Genomic DNA, 17,766 nt, shown 5'->3' with positions numbered 1-17,766 from the left:
ATCGCCTTTCCGGCCGCCCCCTAGAATCGCGCCGTTGTAACAACCGGGCGTCGCCGACAAGTGTATGTGGCGAAGGGGCTCGCGTGGCGAGGGGGCTTGCCCCCGTTCGTTGGCGCAGCAAACGTAAAACAAGTGAATGCGATCGTTCCGAAAAACGCATGTTCAAGACTTGGGGGCGCTGCGCAACCCAACGGGGGGCGAGCCCCCTCGCCACATGAAGCCAGCACCGGTGAACCTCGTACGTCCATCCATTTCAGGAAATCTCAGCAGTGCCGCGTCGCATCAACATCGTCTTTCAAGCGCTCAGTGTTCTGGCTTTACCCCTCATTATCAGCGGCTGCATCGGCACCGGCGGGATTGCCGCGCAGGGCAAGGCACTGGACGCCAATGAACTGGCCACCGACGAAGCTATCCGCAGCGCTGAGCAGGATGCGCACTGGCCTGCTTCGAGATGGTGGCAAGCCTACGGCGACCCGCAACTGAATCGCTGGATCGACCTTGCACTGCAAGGCAGCCCGAGCATGGCCATGGCTGCGGCGCGGGTACGTCAGGCCAAAGCCATGGCCGGCCTGGCGGAATCCGCCGAGTCGCTGCAGATCAACGGCCAATCCAGCCTCAAACGGCATAACTGGCCCAACGATCAGTTCTACGGACCGGGCGAGCTGGCTGATACAACCACCTGGGACAACAACGCTGCGCTGGGCTTCAGCTATGCCCTTGATCTCTGGGGTCGTGAGAGCAATGCCAGCGAACGCGCGGTCGACATCGCGCACATGAGCGCCGCCGAAGCGCGTCTGGCGCAACTCGAGCTGCAGAGCAACGTCGTGCGTGCCTACATCGAACTCTCGCTGCATTACGCGCAACGGGACATCGTCGCCGCGACCCTGCTGCAGCAGAAGCAGATGCTCGAACTCGCGCAGAAACGCCTCGACGGCGGGATAGGCACTCATTTCGAAGTCAGCCAGGCCGAGACGCCTTTGCCGGAAACTCACCGGCAGATTGATGCGCTCGACGAAGCCATCGCCCTGAGCCGTAACCAGCTGGCGGCGCTCGCGGGGTTTGGCCCGGGGCAAAGCGCGCAGTTGCAGCGGCCGTCGCTGGCGCTGGGTGCGGCGCTGAAACTGCCGTCGAGCCTGCCGGCGCAGTTGCTCGGTCAACGCCCGGATGTGGTTGCCAGTCGCTGGCAAGTAGCCGCACAGGCGCGCGGCATTGATGTCGCGCATGCCGGTTTCTATCCAAATGTGGACCTGGTTGGCAGTCTCGGCTACATGGCCACCGGCGGTGGCGCGCTGGAGTTTTTGACCGGCAGGAAACTCAACTACAACGTCGGGCCCGCGATCTCGCTACCGATTTTCGACGGCGGGCGGTTGCGTGCTTCACTCGGTGAAGCGTCCGCCGGTTACGACATCGCCGTGGCGCGGTACAACCAGACACTGATCGATGCCTTGAAAGATATCTCCGACCAGTTGATCCGCCGCGAATCGATGGACAAACAGCAGACCTTCGCCGCCGAGTCGGTGGCCACCGCGCAAAAGACCTACGACATCGCGATGATTGCCTACCAGCGCGGCCTCACCGACTACCTCAATGTGCTCAACGCGCAAACGTTGTTGTTCAAGCAGCAGCAAGTCCAGCAGCAGGTTCAGGCCAGGCGTCTCAGCGCTCATGCCGAACTGGTGACAGCGCTCGGCGGCGGGCTTGGCGCGGGCAACGATGTACCGGAGGACAGCCGGATCGCCGCACCCTCACGCCCGCCAATGTCGCGTCCGGACTTCAGTTCATTGAGCAGGATTCCATGATTCCCGTGCCCGCACCGCTGCGCTGGCTCTATTCCCTCGAATGGCGCCGGGGTTTCTTCGACTGGGCACGCAGCGACGGCGTGACCTGGGTGTACATCTTCAAGGTCTTGCTCGCGGCGTTTCTGACGCTGTGGCTGGCGATGCGTCTGGAACTGCCGCAGCCGCGCACGGCGATGATCACCGTGTTCATCGTCATGCAGCCGCAAAGCGGTCAGGTGTTCGCGAAAAGTTTCTACCGCTTTCTCGGGACTCTGACCGGCTCGGCAGTGATGGTCGCGCTGATTGCCTTGTTCGCGCAAAACACTGAACTGTTTCTCGGCTCGCTGGCGATCTGGGTCGGCATTTGTTCGGCCGGTGCCGCGCGTTACCGTAACTTTCGCGCCTACGGTTTTGTGCTGGCCGGGTATACCGCTGCGATGGTCGGCCTTCCAGCGTTGGCGCACCCGGACGGCGCATTCATGGCGGCGGTGTGGCGTGTGCTGGAAATCTCTCTGGGCATTCTCTGCGCCACGCTGGTCAGCGCCGCGATACTCCCGCAAACCGCGAGTGCGGCAATGCGCAACGCCCTGTATCAGCGCTTCGGCGTGTTCGCCTTGTTTGTGACCGACGGCTTGCGCGGTCGCAGCCAGCGCGAGGCTTTTGAAGCGAGCAATGTACGCTTCATCGCCGAGGCGGTTGGCCTGGAAGGGCTGCGCAGCGTCACCGTGTTCGAGGACCCGCACATGCGTCGGCGCAACGGCCGGCTGAGTCGTTTGAACAGCGAGTTCATGAGCATCACTACGCGCTTCAATGCCCTGCATCAGTTGCTCGAACGCTTGCGCAGCAGCGATGAGGATCATGCCGTGGCTGCGATCAAACCGGGCTTGCAGGACCTCGCTGAAGTGCTCGACGGTTTCAGCGGTCGCGCCTTGACCAGTCCCGATGCGGTGCGGTTGGTGACTGCGCTGAACGCTTATAAGGAAGACTTGCCGGCGCGGGTTCGCAGCCTGCGTGCAGCATTTCAGGAAAGCCATCCGAGCGAAGCGCAATTGCTGGACTTTCACACCGCCTATGAGCTGCTCTATCGCTTCGTCGACGACTTGCACGGCTATACGCAAACCCACGCGTCGCTGGCCGATCACAGCCATGCCCGGGAACTTTGGCACGAGCCGTTCACCTCGCAGACCAACTGGATGGCTTCTGCAGCCTCGGGCATTCGCGCGGCTTTCATTCTGCTGGTACTCGGCAGTTATTGGGTGGTCACGGCGTGGCCGAGCGGTGCGACCATGACCTTGATTGCGGCGGCCACCGTTGGCCTGTCTGCGGCTACGCCCAACCCCAAGCGCATGGCGTTTCAGATGGCCTGCGGCACCTTGCTAGGCGCGCTGATCGGCTTCTTCGAGATGTTTTTCGTGTTTCCGTGGATCGACGGTTTTCCATTGCTTTGCGTGATGCTCGCACCGGTCATCGTGCTCGGCTCATTCCTTTCTTCGCGACCGCAATACGCCGGTGTCGGCCTCGGTTTGCTGATCTTCTTCAGCACCGGGTCGGTGCCCGACAACCTGACGGTTTACAACCCGTACGCGTTCATCAACGACTACCTCGCCATGGTGCTGGGCATGCTGGTGTGTGCGGCTGCCGGCGCGATCATTCTGCCGCCAAACAGTCGCTGGCTGTGGCGCCGTCTCGAGCAGGATCTGCGCGGGCAAGTGGTGCATGCGATCAGCGGCAAGCTGAAGGGGCTGGCGCCCAGTTTCGAGAGCCGCACCCGCGACTTGCTGCATCAGGCTTACGGTCTGGCCGCCGGCCAGCCGCAAGTACAACGCGACCTGCTGCGCTGGATGTTCGTGGTGCTGGAAGTCGGTCACGCGATCATCGAGTTGCGCAAGGAGCAGGCGATTCTTCCGGTACACCCTGCCTATGCCGAATCACAACCGTGGCGTCAGGCCGTTCGCGTCATGGGTCGTTCGCTGATGCGGCTGTTCGTGCAACCGAACCCAGGCAATCTGCAACGTGCATTGATCGCCGTGGACCATGCGATCAGTCGTGTGCAAGCCACCGACGAACCGTTCGCGCCGCACTTCGACACCTCGGCCTTGCGCCGGGTTAAGAGTTATCTGCACTTCATCCGCACCTCATTGCTGGATCCGCAATCGCCGCTCGCGGCCCGCGTGCAAACCCCTTCCGAAGGACACGAACATGCCTCGTGAAATTGCTTTCCACGGCGTGTACATGCCGACCATGACGTTGATGTTTTTCATCGCCGCGGCGCTGGCCTGGGCGCTTGATCGGTTCCTGTCCGGCTTCGATCTGTACCGATTTTTCTGGCACCCGGCGCTGCTGCGCCTGAGTTTGTTTACCTGTCTGTTCGGCGCCTTGGCGCTGACCGTCTACCGTTGACTCTCTATCACTGAAGAAGGCTCTGATGAAAAAGCTGTTCAGCCTGCTCGCCACGCTGCTGGTGCTGGCCCTCGCCCTCTGGATCGGCCGGACCCTGTGGGTACATTACATGGATACGCCGTGGACCCGCGACGGTCGCGTGCGCGCCGACATCATCAACGTCGCCGCCGACGTCACCGGCGAAGTGGTCGAGGTGCCGGTGCGCGATAACCAGTTGGTAAAAAGGGGTGATCTGTTGATGCGCATCGACCCCGAGCATTACCGCATTGCGGTCAAACAGGCGCAGTCGCTGGTGGCTTCGCGCAAGTCGACCTGGGAGATGCGCAAGGTTAACGCACACCGCCGCGCCGACATGGACAACCTGGTGATCTCCCGGGAGAACCGCGACGACGCCAGCAACATCGCCGACGCCGCGCTCGCCGACTATCAACATGCCCAGGCGCAACTCGAAGCGGCACAACTCAATCTCAAACGTACCGAAGTGCGCGCAGCGGTGGACGGCTACGTGACCAACCTCAATGTACATCGCGGTGACTACGCGCGCATCGGCGAGGCGAAAATGGCTGTGGTCGATATGAACTCGTTCTGGGTTTACGGTTTTTTCGAAGAAACCAAACTGCCGCACGTGCAGGTGGGCGATAAAGCCGACATGCAGTTGATGAGCGGCGAAGTGCTCAAGGGGCATGTGCAGAGCATCTCTCGCGGCATCTACGACCGCGACAACCCGCAAAGCCGCGAGTTGATCGCCGACGTTAATCCGACATTCAACTGGGTGCGATTGGCGCAACGGGTGCCGGTGCGGATTCACATCGATGAAGTGCCGGCGGGGGTGCTGTTGGCGGCGGGGATCACGTGTACGGTGGTGGTGAAGCCAGGTGAGGGTGCATGACCGGTGCATCGAGCTCGCGATCGCTTCACCCCGATTCCATGCCATGCCGCGCTCCTGTGGGAGTGTGGCTTGCCCGGGATGGCGTTAGCGCGGTCTCAAAGCTGGCCCTTCAACCCGAACTGTTTCATCAACGTCGTTTCCAGCAGCGCTTTGGGCAGCAACGTTGCCAGCAGCGGCAATGCCCGACTTCCATTACCCAGGCGAATCAGTCGCGGCGGCTTGTCCTGTTGAACGGCGGTGAGCAATCCAGCGGCAAACTCACTGGCCGGGGTGGGGTTGTCCTGGGATGCTTTAGCCCTTGCGCGGATGCCCTCACGCAATGGAAACCACGGTGACTGCTCGCTGATCAGCTGTTCCGCCTCATGCCCGGCATTCCTGGCGAAACTCGAAGCGATCGCGCCCGGCTGCACTTCCATCACGCGCACTCCAAACGGCGCGAGTTCCATGCGCAAGGCATCACTCAAGGCGTGCACCGCTGCTTTGGACGCGCAGTAGGCGCCAGCAAAAGGGGTAACCAAAACCCCGGACACGCTGCCGATATTCACCACGATGCCTTTGGTTTTGCGCAGCAGCGGGAACAGCGCACGTGTTACGCCAACGATCGCGAACACGTTAGTCTCAAACTGGCGCTGCATGGCGGGCACACCACCGTCGAGCAGCGGCCCCATCGCGCCATAACCGGCGTTGTTGATGAGTACATCGAGGCCGTCATGCTGTTGCCCGATTTGCTCGGCCAGCGCTGCAAGAGCTTCACCGTCGTTGACGTTCAGTTGCACGGCGGTGAAACCGGCGGCCGTGAGAGCGCTCAGGTCTTCAGCCTTGCGGGCGCTGGCCCAGACCTGGTAACCGGCCGCTTTGAAAGCATCGGCCAGTGCGCGGCCAATGCCGCTGGAACATCCGGTAATCAGCGCGACGGGCATGGCGCGGTCCTTGTGCAAAAAAAAGGGAAGGGGATCAGTCGGAGAAACTGCCCTGCAATCGCTCGGCGCGAAACTCCAGGGTTTGCGGACGATAACCGGGTCGCAGCGGTGGCATCGGCAAACAGTCTTGCCAGTTCGCCCCAGGCTGCAATTCACCGGGGCCGCGATAACGGGGCGTGGCGTACTGATTGTCGGCCAGGTTGACCGTATCGCCCGGTGCATAAGCGGCGATGCGCCAGCGCAGTTCGGTCAGTGGCACATCGTTGCCGTTGTTCATGGTCAATTGCAGCGGGCGGTCTGCCGGGCACTCTGCGGGCGCGTAAGCGATGCGTAACTCCAGTCGCGCCAGTTGCCTGACCTCGCGGCTGTCCGCCCAGATCACCCACGTTGCTACCAGGCCCAAGCCCATCGCGGCCGCCACTGAAACGGGCAAGGCCTTGGCCGGGTACCGCAGCAGCAACACCAACCAGGTCAGGACCAGCAGGACGCCGATGAACATAAAGCGAACCTCGAAGAAGGAAGAAGGCCATCCTACCTGAAGCGTGCGGCCGAATGATCAGTCAATGTATTGCCAAACCCGACCCGGGTCAGCCGCAACCATCGTTGAGCCACTCGTTGATGCATGTTGAAACCGGCTCGGGAATTGCCGGTGCCGAACAGAGATGTTGTCGCGCCTGAGTTGGCCAGGCTCCTGAGCTGGAGCAATTGCGGTATTTGATAGCCAGCCCCCCGCTAGCTGCAACCTGTGCTTGTGTTCAAACAAAAAAGCCCCCGCCCTACCCACTGCGGATAGGGATCGCAGGGGGTTGAGCAGGGGCTTGTTTTTTGCCGAGCGCTTACTGCGCGATGGTTTTCACCGACACGCCACGTTCGATCGGCGTGGACCGGCCGTAGATATCTTCAAAACGCTCGATGTCGTCTTCGCCCAAGTAGCTGCCCGACTGGACTTCGATGATTTCCAAAGGAATCTTGCCCGGGTTGCGCAGACGATGAACCGATGCGATCGGAATGTAGGTCGACTGGTTTTCACACAGCAGGAACACGTTGTCGTCGCAGGTCACTTCAGCCGTGCCGCTGACCACGATCCAGTGTTCGGCGCGGTGGTGGTGCATTTGCAGGGACAGGCACGCTCCCGGCTTGACCGAGATGTGCTTGACCTGGAAGCGCCCGCCCATGTCTACCGAATCGTAGGACCCCCATGGGCGATACACTTCGCAGTGGTTCTGGGTTTCGCTGCGGCCCAGGTCGTTGAGGGTGTTGACCATCTGCTTCACGCCTTGGACCTTGTCCTTGTGCGCGATCATCATGGCGTCCTTGGTTTCGACGACAACAATGTTTTCCAGACCGATCACCGACACCAGTTTGCCGTTGCCGTGGATCATGCAGTTCTTGCTGTCCTGAATGACCACGTCGCCCTTGGTGACGTTGCCGTTGGCGTCTTTCTCATTGACCTCCCACAGCGACGACCAGCAGCCGACATCGCTCCAGCCGGCGGTCAGTGGTACGACGCAGGCGCGTTGGGTTTTTTCCATCACGGAGTAGTCGATGGAGTTGTCCGGGCAGCAGGCGAAAGTAGCTTCGTCGATGGTGATGGTGTCGGCGTCCTGTTCGCTGCGCTCAAGGGTCAGCAGGCAGGTGTCGTAGATGTCTGGATCGTGTTTTTTCAGCTCTTCGAGGAAGCGGCTGGCGCGGAACAGGAACATGCCGCTGTTCCAGAAGTAACCGCCCGACTGGACATACTCGGTGGCGCGTTTCACGTCCGGTTTTTCAACGAAGTGCGACACGCGGCTGACGCCTTCCGGCAGCAGCGAATCGTTGGTCGACTTGATGTAGCCGTAGCCGGTCTCCGGTTTGGTAGCGGGGACACCGAACAGCACCATTTCGCCGTTTTCCGCAGCAACGGTGGCCAGGGCCAACGCGCGTTGCAGGGCTTTCTGGTCTTCCAGGACATGGTCGGCCGGCAGCACCAGCATCAGCTCGTCGCGACCTTCGTTGACCAGCATCATTGCAGTGAGGGCTACGGCCGGCGCGGTGTTACGACCGAACGGTTCCATCAGGATGCGCTGGGTTTCCAGCTTACGGGTGCTCAACTGCTCGTTGACGATGAAGCGGTGGTCTTTGTTGCAGACCACGATCGGCGTGTCCATGCCTTCGAACACCAGGCGTTCCAGGGTTTGCTGGAACAGCGTGTGTTCGCCGGTCAGGGCCAGAAACTGTTTAGGGAATTGTTTGCGCGAAAGCGGCCAAAGACGTGAGCCGCTACCACCTGACAAGATCACCGGAATCATAATGTTTACTCCATAAAATCGATTGGTTAGAGCTACTGCGTTTTGTCGTTTCACTCTTCTTGTTGTTTCGTATTCAGGTCGATGCACCGATCTGTAGCAGCTGCCGAGCCTGCGAGGCTGCGTTCGAGCGCGGACCGGCCGACGCAGGCTTCGCCAGCGGCTACAGGGGCATCGACCTGACAAATTGATTAGCGCGTCGAAACCGGGCGTTTTACCCACACTGGCGACAGGCTGGTGCCGGTGCCGGTGACGTACAGCACGGCAGCTTCACCACGCTCCAGGGCAACAGGCTTGAGGTCGCTGACTTTCTTCTCGCCATCGTACAGCGCCAGGCTGACTTTCACCGGGTTGATCTCACGCTCGCCACGGCCTTTGGCGGCAACGGTCTTGACCACTTCAGTCTTGCCGTCGGCGGTCTTCAGGGTCAGGGCCTTGTCGCTGAGGTTCTGCACGCGAACCAGGGATTTCTGCTTGTTCTTGAACGGCGGTTCTTCGATCAGCTGCGGGGCGCCGCTGGCGTTGTTGACCAAGGTGTAATAGTGGTCACCAGCCAGTTTCACCGGCAGGGTCTGGCTGCCAACTTTGGCGCTGTAGTCGCCGCCCGGCATGAAGCTGAAGTCAGTGCTGGACAGCGGCGCGACGTCGGCCAGGTTGGTGGATCCGACAGTAGCGCTGACTTCAGCATTGGCGGCGTTGTAGATACGTACAAAGCTGGAACCTTTGGGTGCGGTCGGGCCGTAAAGCGCAGCGTCGCCAGCGAAGGCGGACATCGACAGCACGCTCATGCCTGCAACGAGTGCGACTGCTTTTAAGGAGCGAGCGGCGAGACGGCGAGGAGTAGTAGTGAAAGTCATGGAAGTACCTCTCTCTTTCAGTTTTGCGCCCGGTCGGGCGTCTCGGATTTAGTGTTTGCGGCTACGTTTTGTTGGCGAGCACCAGCTTCTTTGAGCTCTGCGACCCACTGCGGGTCGGCGTCGCCGATTTCGTTGTTCACAGGCAGATAACGTTCAGGAAACTCCCAGATCAGCACCTGTGGCGGGCTGTTCTTGAAAGCATCGCTTTGCAGATAGCTGAGCATCGGCAGAATCGGGCCATGGCCGTCTTCGGCGTAATTGACCACGTCGCTGTGCAGCGCTTCTTTCAGAGCACCGACGAAGTTCCAGTTAGGGTTTGCGCTGTAGCTGGTGCCGATCAGGGCCACAGGTACTTCGGTGTTGGCGAACAAGGCATCGTCGCCAGCCGCTTGATCATCGGCCGCCACGGTATTGCGCTTCTGCAACGGCTCGGTCGCCGGCATCATGTTTTCAAACAGCGGATCGAGTGGCAGGAACAAACGCAGATCGCCCTTGTGCGTAACCGTCTCGGCCGGCGCAGTGACGAAGCGTTGCGGCTCGCCGCTCAGCGGGGTTTTCTCGGCAATGGTTTTGGCCAGAGTCTGTGCGGCAATCTGCGCGCCTTCCGGGGTCCAGTGCGTGTCGGTGCGCAGGAACACTTGCTGACCGTCCAGCTTGCCTTTTTGCAGCGGCACCAGCAGGTCAGGGGCGATGATCTTGTCGGCCGCCACACGAGCGTGGAAGTCTTCATACAGGTTGGCGTGAATGCTCGAAGGCTTCTCGTCGCCCAGATGTTCCGGATACAGGCGAGTCTTGGCCGGCACGATCGCCATCACCAGTTTCACGCCTTTCTCTTTGAGGGTCTGGCGTACGCCTTCGACCAGTGCGTAGTTGCCTTGCAGGTTCAGCTCTTCGTTGACGATCGGGTTGAATTCCTCGTCGCTGTACAACCACTGGTCACGGCCGAGCACGACACCCGGACGACCTTCGTTGAACAGTTTGAAATCCAGCGCGGCCCAGAGATTGGTGCCCAGACGCTTGATCGGGAATTCGTCGTCGTAATGCGTTTCCACGGTTTTGGCCCAACGGCCGTTGAGCACGGTCGCGTCGGCGTTGGTGCTGAAGCCGAAGAAGCTGCGCGTCGACCACAGGCCGAGGACGATTAACGTCACCATGAACAGGGCGATGTAGAAGATGCGTAATGAGCGGGTCATGGTCAGATCCCTCAGAACTGGAAGTAAAGGAACGGCGAGAAGCTTTGCGCCGACAGTTTGAAAATCGAGGCGATGAACAGCACCAGTACCAATGTGCGCATCACATAGCGCGACCAGTCTGCAGTCCAGTAGGCCGGTTGCACGGTGGCTTCAACGCCGACGGTGTAGCCCGGCTCGTGGATGCTTGCCGGGTTGTCGCCCGGTACTGCTTTGATCATTCCAGGTGTCGCTGCGGCCGGACCGTCGGTTTCGACGTTGACGGCAGGCTTGGTCTTCTCTGGCGGCAGGTTGCTGTAGAAATCACGAATGCCGAAGAACGCCAGGGTGGCGTACGCCACGAACATCGTCGCCACTTGCAGACCGGTGAGATTGGCCTGGGTGAGTTCCGACAGCGACCATTCGCCGAAGCTGAACATTGCGCCGTACATGCGACCGGCGACGTGCAGGTTTTCTGCGCGGAAGATCACCCAGCCCATTACCACCAGCAGGAATGTGAAAGCCCAGCGCACCGGGTTGATGCTGCGCGGCGAGGTGTTCAGGCCGATGGCTTTTTCGATCGCCAGCCACATGCCGTGCCACGCGCCCCAGATCACATAAGTGATGTTCGCGCCGTGCCACAGACCACCCAGCAGCATGGTCAGAAACAGGTTGCGATACGTGGTCAACGTGCCTTTACGGTTACCGCCCAGCGTGATGTACAGGTAGTCACGCAGCCAAGTGGACAGGCTGATGTGCCAGCGACGCCAGAACTCGGTGATCGACTGGCTGATGTACGGCTGCTTGAAGTTTTCCATGAAGCGGAAACCCATCATCAAGCCCAGGCCGATGGCCATGTCGCTGTAGCCGGAGAAGTCGAAATACAGTTGCGCGGTGTAAGCCAGGGCGCCGAGCCAGGCATCGCCCGTGGTCGGGTTTTCCAGGGCGAAGCAATGGTCGGCCACTACCGCGAGGGTGTCAGCAATGAAAACCTTCTTGATGAAACCCTGCATGAATCGCGTGCAGCCCTCGGAAAATTTGTCGAGGGTGTGAGTGCGGTTGTTGAACTGGTCGGCAAGGTCGCGGAAACGCAGGACCGGACCGGCAATCAGGTGCGGGAAGATCGCGACAAAGGCGGCGAAGTCGATCAGGTTGCGCGTTGCCGGCGTATCACCGCGGTAGACGTCGATGATGTAGCTGATGGACTCGAAGATGTAGAACGAGATGCCGATCGGCAACAGCACGTGGGTCAGGATGAACGGCGACAGGCCGACCGAGGTCATCATCGCGTTGATGCTGTCGACACCGAAGTTGGCGTACTTGAAGTAGCCCAGGATGCACAGGTCGACGGCCACGCCGAGCAGCAGCCAGCGCTGCGCCGGTTTGGTCCGTACGCCGGCGGCGCCTACCTTCAGGCCGATCCAGTAGTTCCACAACGTAACGGCTGCGAACAACGCCAGAAAGTCCACCCGCCACCAGGCATAGAACACGTAGCTGGCCAGCAGCAACAGCAGATTGCGATAGCGTATTCCGCTCAAATAGTACATGCCGAGAAAGATCGGCAAGAACAGAAACAGGAACACGTTGGATGAAAATACCATCCCGATCTCTCCAGTTTTAACCAACAGTCAAGGGCCGCAGCCCCCCCAAACCCCCCATCGGAAAACCGGGGGTTAACTCAAATCTTTAAAACTCGACACCGCCCCCTGTAGGAGCTGCCGAAGGCTGCGATCTTTTGATCCTGATCTTCAAAAGCAAGATCAAAAGATCGCAGCCTTCGGCAGCTCCTACAGGGGGTGTGTTTTTCCTAAGAGCCTTTGGCCTTTTCGCTGGCCGGGTCATAGACCTTGGTCAGGTCACCCCCCAGGCGGAAGGTTTTGAATGGCTGCATTTCGTGCTTCTTCTCAAGCACGTCCGGCGAGCAGGTGTAGAGCGTGCAGAACGGTTCGAGCCAGGCGAATTTCGAATCGACCTTGAGGTCGGTCATGTCCTGTTCCTTGCCGTTCTTCTTCTCGAAATCATCCGGGTCTTCAACGCCGGAGAGCACGCGCTCACCCAGACGTTTCAGTGCGCCATTGTTCTCCTGACGCAGATCGACACCGTTGACCTGAGCGAAACTGGCGATCATCGCCAGCGGCGGCAGGGCGTAGTTGTGATAAGCGAGCGCGCGCTGCTGACGTTTCAATTCATTCGGCAGGTAACCTTCGGCATCGACCTGATTGACGCCAACCTTGTATTCCTTGACGGCCCAGTCGAACAGGTCGCGGCGGTTGGTCGCGACTGAAGTCGCCATCACCGACCAGGCGGCCCAGTACGAATGGTTGTTGGTTTTTTCCAGCGGCAGGTTGTCCCAGTCGCTGACCACCTGATCGGCCATCTTGCTGAACCACGCCTCGATCAGCTGCGATTCCTGCTGACGGTTCGCCAACGGATGCGAGTCGGAAAACTTCAGGCGGATGTACGCAGACGCCATGCTGCCCAGCGCCCATTTGCGCATGGACTTGCCGGTGTGGTTGAACTCCTTGGACATCAGCGCATCGGCCTTCGCCCAGGCGGTCAGCCAGTTCAGCGTGCACTCGAGTTGTTCGGGGCGACCGTCGCGCATGAATTGCATCACGCGCTTGCTGGTGCCGCGCTCGATCTTGGTGATGTCGGCGGTGCTTTCGCGGAAGGCTTTTTCCGATTGCTTGTTCAGGGTAGAACGGGCCTTGTCGGAGCCTTCGTATTTACTGCGGAATTCCAGCGAACCGGTATACGGCGTCGGCGTCGCGTCACAGCCGTCCTTGAATTCGCCGGTTTTGACTTTTTCAATCGGCGCGAAGTAGCCCTGTGGCGGGCGCAATGGCGCGGCTGCCTGAGTCGCGCCGGCGAACATCGCCAGGCTCAACAGGGTGGGTGCCAACAGATTTTTCAGTTTCGGATTTCGCATAGCAGACCTCATTGCCCGACCGAAGCGGTACGCTGCTCGGCGCTCGGGAATACGTTGCGTTTGCAGATTTTCGCTTCGACTTTCTGTGGCGCGGCACCTGCTTCAGGGCCTTGAACTTCGACGGCCAGCAGATTCTGCGAGGCCCAGTCTTCGTCCGTGCGCAACTCGAAGGCGAAACGTCCGTCAGTGTCGGAGGTTTCCGGTTTCTCGATTTTGATGTCCTCGTGGCGACCGTTCATATACCAGAGGGTGGCTTGCAGGGTTTTCACCGATGGATCGGCGAAGCGGATGTCAACCTGATGGCTGCTGTTCTGCAGGTTCAGGTTCTTGCTGTTGACCATCAATTCGTTTTTGCCCGGCTTCAACGTGGTGTTGCTGGACAGCTGCACGTCCTTGCCTTCACAACCGTTGTCCAGCAGGGCCATCATCTGGCGGTAGATGGTTTCCTGGTCGAGGCGATAGAGCGGCGAGAATTCCCAGATGAGAATCTTCGGTGGTTTGGTCTGGAACTCTTCGCTGCCCAGGTACTGCAGCATCGAACCTTCCAGGCCACCGCCGGGGAACGCCACGTTGAGGATGTCGGCGCCGATGGCCTCCTGGAGGAAACCGGCGAAATTGTAGTTTTTGCCACTATGGCTGGTGCCGACCAGGGTAATTTCCGGATTGCCGGAATCACTGAACAGATCGCCATCGCCCGCTTCGCCCTTGGGCTCAGTGGTGAACTGGTCCATGTACTGGACCGCGTAGCTGGTGCCACAGAGTTGACCGGCCATGTTGTGCAATGTTCCGGTCTTGCCCATGCGACCCGACTTGTGGGTCTCGAATTCACGCTTGGGAATGTCGGCGAAAGCCGGAATCTGCTTGACCTTTTCCGCCACGATTTTTGCCGTGCGCTGCGCACCATACGGCGTCCAGTGCTGGTCGCCGCGGAAGTAGAAGTCGTGGGCGGGCAGGGTATCGGGCAGCGATTCGTTGGTCAGCGGCGACAGGTCCGGCACCACATAACCCATCTGCGCGAAACGTCCCAGCATGGTTTTGTAGTTTTTCAGTGCCTTGTCGAAATCGAAGCTGGCCTTGTCTTGCGGATTGAGCTTGTTGCGGTTCACCAGACCACGGGTCGGCTGGTAAACCACTACCAGTTCGACGCCCTTGCTCTTGAACGCGTCGTGCAGCTGTTTCATGCGTTTGTAGCCAGCCGGCGTGGTGTCGAATTCGGTGCGCAAGTCTTCCTGGGTACGGAACAGCCAGTCGCCCTGAGCCTGCACCAGCGTGGTGAAGTTCTGCTGATAGCGCGTGGTGTAATTCTTCGCATCATGGGCGGCAGGGCACAGGTTGCAGCAGGGCTCGGCGGTGAACTTGGGCGCCTGAACTTCATCAGCGCGCACGCCAGTGCTGGCCGCGAGAATGCCCGCGGTCAACGCCGACAGGCTGAGTAATTTGATTAAATGTGGGTGCATAAAAATATCCTCAGTCCTGCAGGTCGGTCTGGCGTTCGACAGGGTCGATCAGCACGGCTTTCTGCTGGCGCACCAGCAGGTCGAGAATCTCGTTCTGGCGTTCGCCAAGAATTCCGTTGAAGCTGATGCCGCTGGATTTGGTCGGGGCGAGCATGGACACGCGGTACAACTCAACGCTCAGCGGCGAGTCGATCGACAGCGGGCCACTGCCGTTACCGGCCAGTTCACCGCCGACGATGATCAACGAGACCTGGGCATCGAACGGGTCGAGCTTGATGTCACGATCGGTGTCGGTGAGGTCTTTGATGTGACCGTATACGCCAGTCAAACCGTTGGTCATGGCGAGGTTTTCGTAGAGGCGGACGTTGACGCTGTTACGAATGCGGATGCCGTGGCGACGGTTGCTGATCACCTTGTTGCCGTACAGCAGGTTGTCGGCACTCTCGTAGAGGGTGATGCCGTCGGTGTGGTTCTGGTAGATCTCGTTATAGGCGATCAGGTTGTTGACGCTGTTACGGTCAATCACCAGGCCCGACAACTTGTTGTCGTAGCTGCGGTTGTTGAAGATGAAGCTGTCGTTGACCTCACGGGAAATAATGATCCCGTGCTTCTTCTTGGTACCGTGCACGGTGTTGTCGGCGATGATCAGACCGTGCGAACGGTCATGCGGATCGATGCCGTAAATGATGTTGTCTTTGTAGGTATTACCCTTGACCACGAAGTCACGGGTTTCATAGCAATAAAAGCCGTAATACATGTCCGAGAACTCGGAGCCGATGATCCAGCCGCTCGGCTCTGGACGCTTGAGTACTTTGGCCATGTTGGGGGTGTACTGGGAAATACTGACGCCGTACGACTTGCTGTTGGCGTAGCCGAAGTTAGCCATTTTGCTATTGGCGATGTACGTCTGGGTGCCGCCCCAGGACAGCAGGAACGGGCGGAATTCCTTCGCCGACCGGAAGGTCGCCGGGCCATTGTCCTTCTCGCGCCAGCCGGTGATTTTGGTATCGCGCACAAACAGCTGACCGTCGTTGACCAGGAACGAACCGGCTTCCTCGGACAGGCGCAATTCCTGCGTCTGCCTGTCGATTTCCAGGATGCCTTTGTTGCCGACCACGATCGGCAACCTGGCCAGGTAAACGCCTGGCGAAGTTTCGCTGAAGTACTGTTTGGGCAGCTTCTTCGCCAGGTCCTTGAGGTTCATGTAACCGTCGTCGATGAAGATCGCCTGCGGGATACCGTGCTGACGCACCACCCATTCGGCCATCTTGTTATCGCCGCCGATGAAATCCTTCAGGGCGTTTTCCTGCATCATCCGTCGCACGCTGACTTTGCCGGCTTTGGTGCGGACGATTTTTGCCGCGACGGCTTCTGCGGTGTATCCGGAGGTATCCGGCAGCGTCGGCTTGGCCATCTCCAGCGGCGCAGTCGGCGCGCTGGTGACGGTGTAGGTCTTGGCCTCTTGCAGTTCCTTGCCCATGGTTACAGGCTTGGCCGGTTCCACATTGGCGAAGGCGGCCGAGCTTGCCAGCAGCATCGCGCCGGCCAGCAAGGTGAGCGAACCTCGCTTCGAATTTTTCATGTCGGGCACTCCCTTCGCAGTTCGCATCAGAAGCGCCAGATCACGTCGACAAACGCGCGGTGCATGTACGAATCGACTTCTTTACCGTAGGCATCGCCCGGTTTGAACACGCCGCCACGGAAGCGCACGAGGGCCGAAGGCTCATCGATCGACTGGCTCAATGCGGCGGGCAGCAGGCCTTGCTTGAAGTACTTGGTGACGACCAGGTCCATTTCCTGCCCCAGATCCTTGTTGCCATCCTGCAGCGGCAGGGAAGTACTGGAAAGGATCGCGCCGGTGACATCGTCGGTGTCGTTCTGCACGGCATTGATACCGTTGCTGCCGACCGGCTTGTTGCCGTCGACGCGCCAGAATTTGTGGTAGATCAGGCTGGCGTCGTATTCGTCATTGAGCATCCACGAACCGAACAGCGTAGCCGTCTGCATATTGTTCATTTCGCCGCGGAAGGCTTCGCCGAAACGGTGCACGCGCGAGCGGGTACCGGTGTAGTTCGAGCGGTTGCTTTCCAGGCCGTTCTGTTCGTAATCGGCGCTGGCGCGGGCATAGGCTGCACCGACTTGCCATTGCGGATCGAGGCGCAGCCGCACGCCGACATCGGTGGCCCAGCCGTTGAGGTCTTCACCGCGCTTGGCTTCGCTCGGACGCGAGCCATCGGCATTGAGTGCGTTGACCGTGTCGGTATCGCCGCTCATGCCGGTGATGCTGCCCCAGTAATTGAGGGTGTTGGTGTTGCGATAGTTATAGGCATCGCTATCTGCAGTCAGGCCGAGCCAGCTGATGTCGCCGTTCTGTTTCTTGTCCAGCGAATCGCCCGCGACGCCCGGCTCCGGGTAATCAAGTTTGCCGTCGTCGTGGGTGTGATGACCGCGAATACCGACCCAGTTGCCCGGTGTCCACTGGTACGCCGCATCGGCGTAGGCGTGCATCCGGTCCTTGTCCTTCGGAGCGAGCTCTTTCAGGTCGGTACGGTATTCGCTGAAGCGTTCGGCAACGCCGACGTTAGCGCGCAACAGGGTGGTGTCGAAGGTCCAGTTCAGGGCTTCGATGTTGGCGTCGCGCCATTGGCCGTCGTCGTTGCGCAAGCGTTGACGACCGAGCTTGAGCTGCTCGCCCGGGTAAGGCGTGAGGCCGCTGTAACCGACCCAGAATTCGCGCATTGCGAGATAGTTTTTCTTGGTCTTGCGATCACCGTTGTCGGTGGCCTGTGTGCCGTCGTCGTCGGACTGCTGCAGGGTGTCGGTCTCGATGATGTCGGTCGAGGTCACTGCCTGACCCATCGCGTAAGCGCTCCACGCGCCGCTTTCGCCGTAGATCCAAGGACGCAGGTCCAGGCCGATACCGCTGACGTCGCCGCCGCTGGCCGTACCCAGGTCACGATCGTCTTCGGACTGGCCGGTGATTTTCACGTCAAGGCCGTAGTTCTTGGTTTCGGTCAGTGCCGCAAACGTAGGCGAAGACCAGACCAGCACGAAACCCAGCGCCATCCCCAGCTTCGACAAT

General features: G+C 59.9%; 14 protein-coding genes. 4 read left to right on the top strand and 10 right to left on the bottom strand.

Annotated features, from left to right (window positions below; all coding sequences use genetic code 11):
• Positions 1-269 precede the first annotated feature (269 nt).
• The 4 genes from F8N12_RS10985 to F8N12_RS10970 are packed head-to-tail and all read left to right on the top strand — an operon-like array spanning position 270 to position 5,067.
• A complete protein-coding gene (locus F8N12_RS10985; protein WP_150580452.1) occupies positions 270-1,799 on the top strand; it encodes an efflux transporter outer membrane subunit in 1,530 nt (509 codons plus the stop codon).
• Positions 1,796-3,988, top strand: a complete 2,193-nt coding sequence (locus F8N12_RS10980; protein ID WP_150580451.1) for an FUSC family protein — start codon at positions 1,796-1,798, stop codon at positions 3,986-3,988. Before F8N12_RS10985 ends, F8N12_RS10980 begins: the two co-directional genes overlap by 4 nt.
• Positions 3,978-4,178 carry a DUF1656 domain-containing protein gene (locus F8N12_RS10975; RefSeq protein WP_007896379.1) on the top strand — a complete coding sequence of 67 codons (201 nt, stop codon included), beginning with the start codon at positions 3,978-3,980 and terminating at the stop codon, positions 4,176-4,178. The genes F8N12_RS10980 and F8N12_RS10975 overlap by 11 nt, the downstream gene beginning before the upstream one ends.
• Positions 4,179-4,203: 25 nt before the next feature.
• Positions 4,204-5,067, top strand: a complete 864-nt coding sequence (locus tag F8N12_RS10970) for an HlyD family secretion protein (protein ID WP_150580450.1) — start codon at positions 4,204-4,206, stop codon at positions 5,065-5,067.
• Positions 5,068-5,162: 95 nt separating this feature from the next.
• On the opposite strand, the gene F8N12_RS10965 is transcribed toward F8N12_RS10970, so the two are convergent.
• The 10 genes from F8N12_RS10965 to F8N12_RS10920 form a co-directional block, all read right to left on the bottom strand.
• Positions 5,163-5,987, bottom strand: coding sequence for an SDR family oxidoreductase (locus F8N12_RS10965; protein WP_150580449.1), 825 nt, complete (start codon positions 5,985-5,987; stop codon positions 5,163-5,165).
• A 34-nt stretch (positions 5,988-6,021) separates the two neighbouring features.
• A complete protein-coding gene (locus tag F8N12_RS10960) occupies positions 6,022-6,486 on the bottom strand; it encodes a multidrug transporter (protein WP_150580448.1) in 465 nt (154 codons plus the stop codon).
• Between the two features lie 337 nt (positions 6,487-6,823).
• Positions 6,824-8,275: a mannose-1-phosphate guanylyltransferase/mannose-6-phosphate isomerase gene (locus F8N12_RS10955; protein ID WP_150580447.1), complete on the bottom strand. Its 1,452-nt coding sequence runs from the start codon at positions 8,273-8,275 to the stop codon at positions 6,824-6,826.
• Between the two features lie 188 nt (positions 8,276-8,463).
• Entirely contained in the window at positions 8,464-9,129 is a 666-nt protein-coding gene (locus F8N12_RS10950) for an alginate O-acetyltransferase AlgF (protein WP_150580446.1), read from the bottom strand.
• Between the two features lie 17 nt (positions 9,130-9,146).
• A complete protein-coding gene (locus tag F8N12_RS10945; RefSeq protein WP_150580445.1) occupies positions 9,147-10,322 on the bottom strand; it encodes an alginate O-acetyltransferase in 1,176 nt (391 codons plus the stop codon).
• 11 nt (positions 10,323-10,333) lie between these two features.
• Complete coding sequence (locus tag F8N12_RS10940; protein WP_150580444.1) at positions 10,334-11,899, bottom strand: MBOAT family O-acyltransferase; 1,566 nt, start codon at positions 11,897-11,899, stop codon at positions 10,334-10,336.
• A 206-nt stretch (positions 11,900-12,105) separates the two neighbouring features.
• Positions 12,106-13,227, bottom strand: a complete 1,122-nt coding sequence (locus tag F8N12_RS10935) for a mannuronate-specific alginate lyase (RefSeq protein ID WP_150580443.1) — start codon at positions 13,225-13,227, stop codon at positions 12,106-12,108.
• Between the two features lie 8 nt (positions 13,228-13,235).
• Positions 13,236-14,684, bottom strand: coding sequence for an alginate O-acetyltransferase (locus tag F8N12_RS10930; protein WP_150580442.1), 1,449 nt, complete (start codon positions 14,682-14,684; stop codon positions 13,236-13,238).
• Between the two features lie 10 nt (positions 14,685-14,694).
• A complete protein-coding gene (gene algG / locus F8N12_RS10925) occupies positions 14,695-16,266 on the bottom strand; it encodes a mannuronan 5-epimerase AlgG (protein WP_150580441.1) in 1,572 nt (523 codons plus the stop codon).
• A gap of 26 nt (positions 16,267-16,292) precedes the next feature.
• Positions 16,293-17,750, bottom strand: coding sequence for an alginate export family protein (locus F8N12_RS10920; RefSeq protein ID WP_150580500.1), 1,458 nt, complete (start codon positions 17,748-17,750; stop codon positions 16,293-16,295).
• Between the last annotated feature and the right edge of the window lie 16 nt (positions 17,751-17,766).

The sequence above is a fragment of the Pseudomonas fluorescens genome (assembly GCF_902497625.1).
Classification (GTDB): Bacteria; Pseudomonadota; Gammaproteobacteria; order Pseudomonadales; family Pseudomonadaceae; genus Aquipseudomonas; species Aquipseudomonas fluorescens_BQ.
This window is presented reverse-complemented; position numbering and strand designations above follow the sequence as displayed.

Bases quoted from the DNA above. Each gene is read 5' to 3' on its own strand.
- F8N12_RS10955 (WP_150580447.1), bottom strand. From the start codon at position 8,275: ATGATTCCGGTGATCTTGTCAGGTGGTAGCGGCTCACGTCTTTGGCCG.
- F8N12_RS10970 (WP_150580450.1), top strand. From the start codon at position 4,204: ATGAAAAAGCTGTTCAGCCTGCTCGCCACGCTGCTGGTGCTGGCCCTC.
- F8N12_RS10920 (WP_150580500.1), bottom strand. From the start codon at position 17,750: ATGGCGCTGGGTTTCGTGCTGGTCTGGTCTTCGCCTACGTTTGCGGCA.
- F8N12_RS10935 (WP_150580443.1), bottom strand. From the start codon at position 13,227: ATGCGAAATCCGAAACTGAAAAATCTGTTGGCACCCACCCTGTTGAGC.
- algG (WP_150580441.1), bottom strand. From the start codon at position 16,266: ATGAAAAATTCGAAGCGAGGTTCGCTCACCTTGCTGGCCGGCGCGATG.
- F8N12_RS10965 (WP_150580449.1), bottom strand. From the start codon at position 5,987: ATGCCCGTCGCGCTGATTACCGGATGTTCCAGCGGCATTGGCCGCGCA.
- F8N12_RS10930 (WP_150580442.1), bottom strand. From the start codon at position 14,684: ATGCACCCACATTTAATCAAATTACTCAGCCTGTCGGCGTTGACCGCG.
- F8N12_RS10975 (WP_007896379.1), top strand. From the start codon at position 3,978: ATGCCTCGTGAAATTGCTTTCCACGGCGTGTACATGCCGACCATGACG.
- F8N12_RS10950 (WP_150580446.1), bottom strand. From the start codon at position 9,129: ATGACTTTCACTACTACTCCTCGCCGTCTCGCCGCTCGCTCCTTAAAA.
- F8N12_RS10945 (WP_150580445.1), bottom strand. From the start codon at position 10,322: ATGACCCGCTCATTACGCATCTTCTACATCGCCCTGTTCATGGTGACG.
- F8N12_RS10940 (WP_150580444.1), bottom strand. From the start codon at position 11,899: ATGGTATTTTCATCCAACGTGTTCCTGTTTCTGTTCTTGCCGATCTTT.
- F8N12_RS10960 (WP_150580448.1), bottom strand. From the start codon at position 6,486: ATGTTCATCGGCGTCCTGCTGGTCCTGACCTGGTTGGTGTTGCTGCTG.
- F8N12_RS10980 (WP_150580451.1), top strand. From the start codon at position 1,796: ATGATTCCCGTGCCCGCACCGCTGCGCTGGCTCTATTCCCTCGAATGG.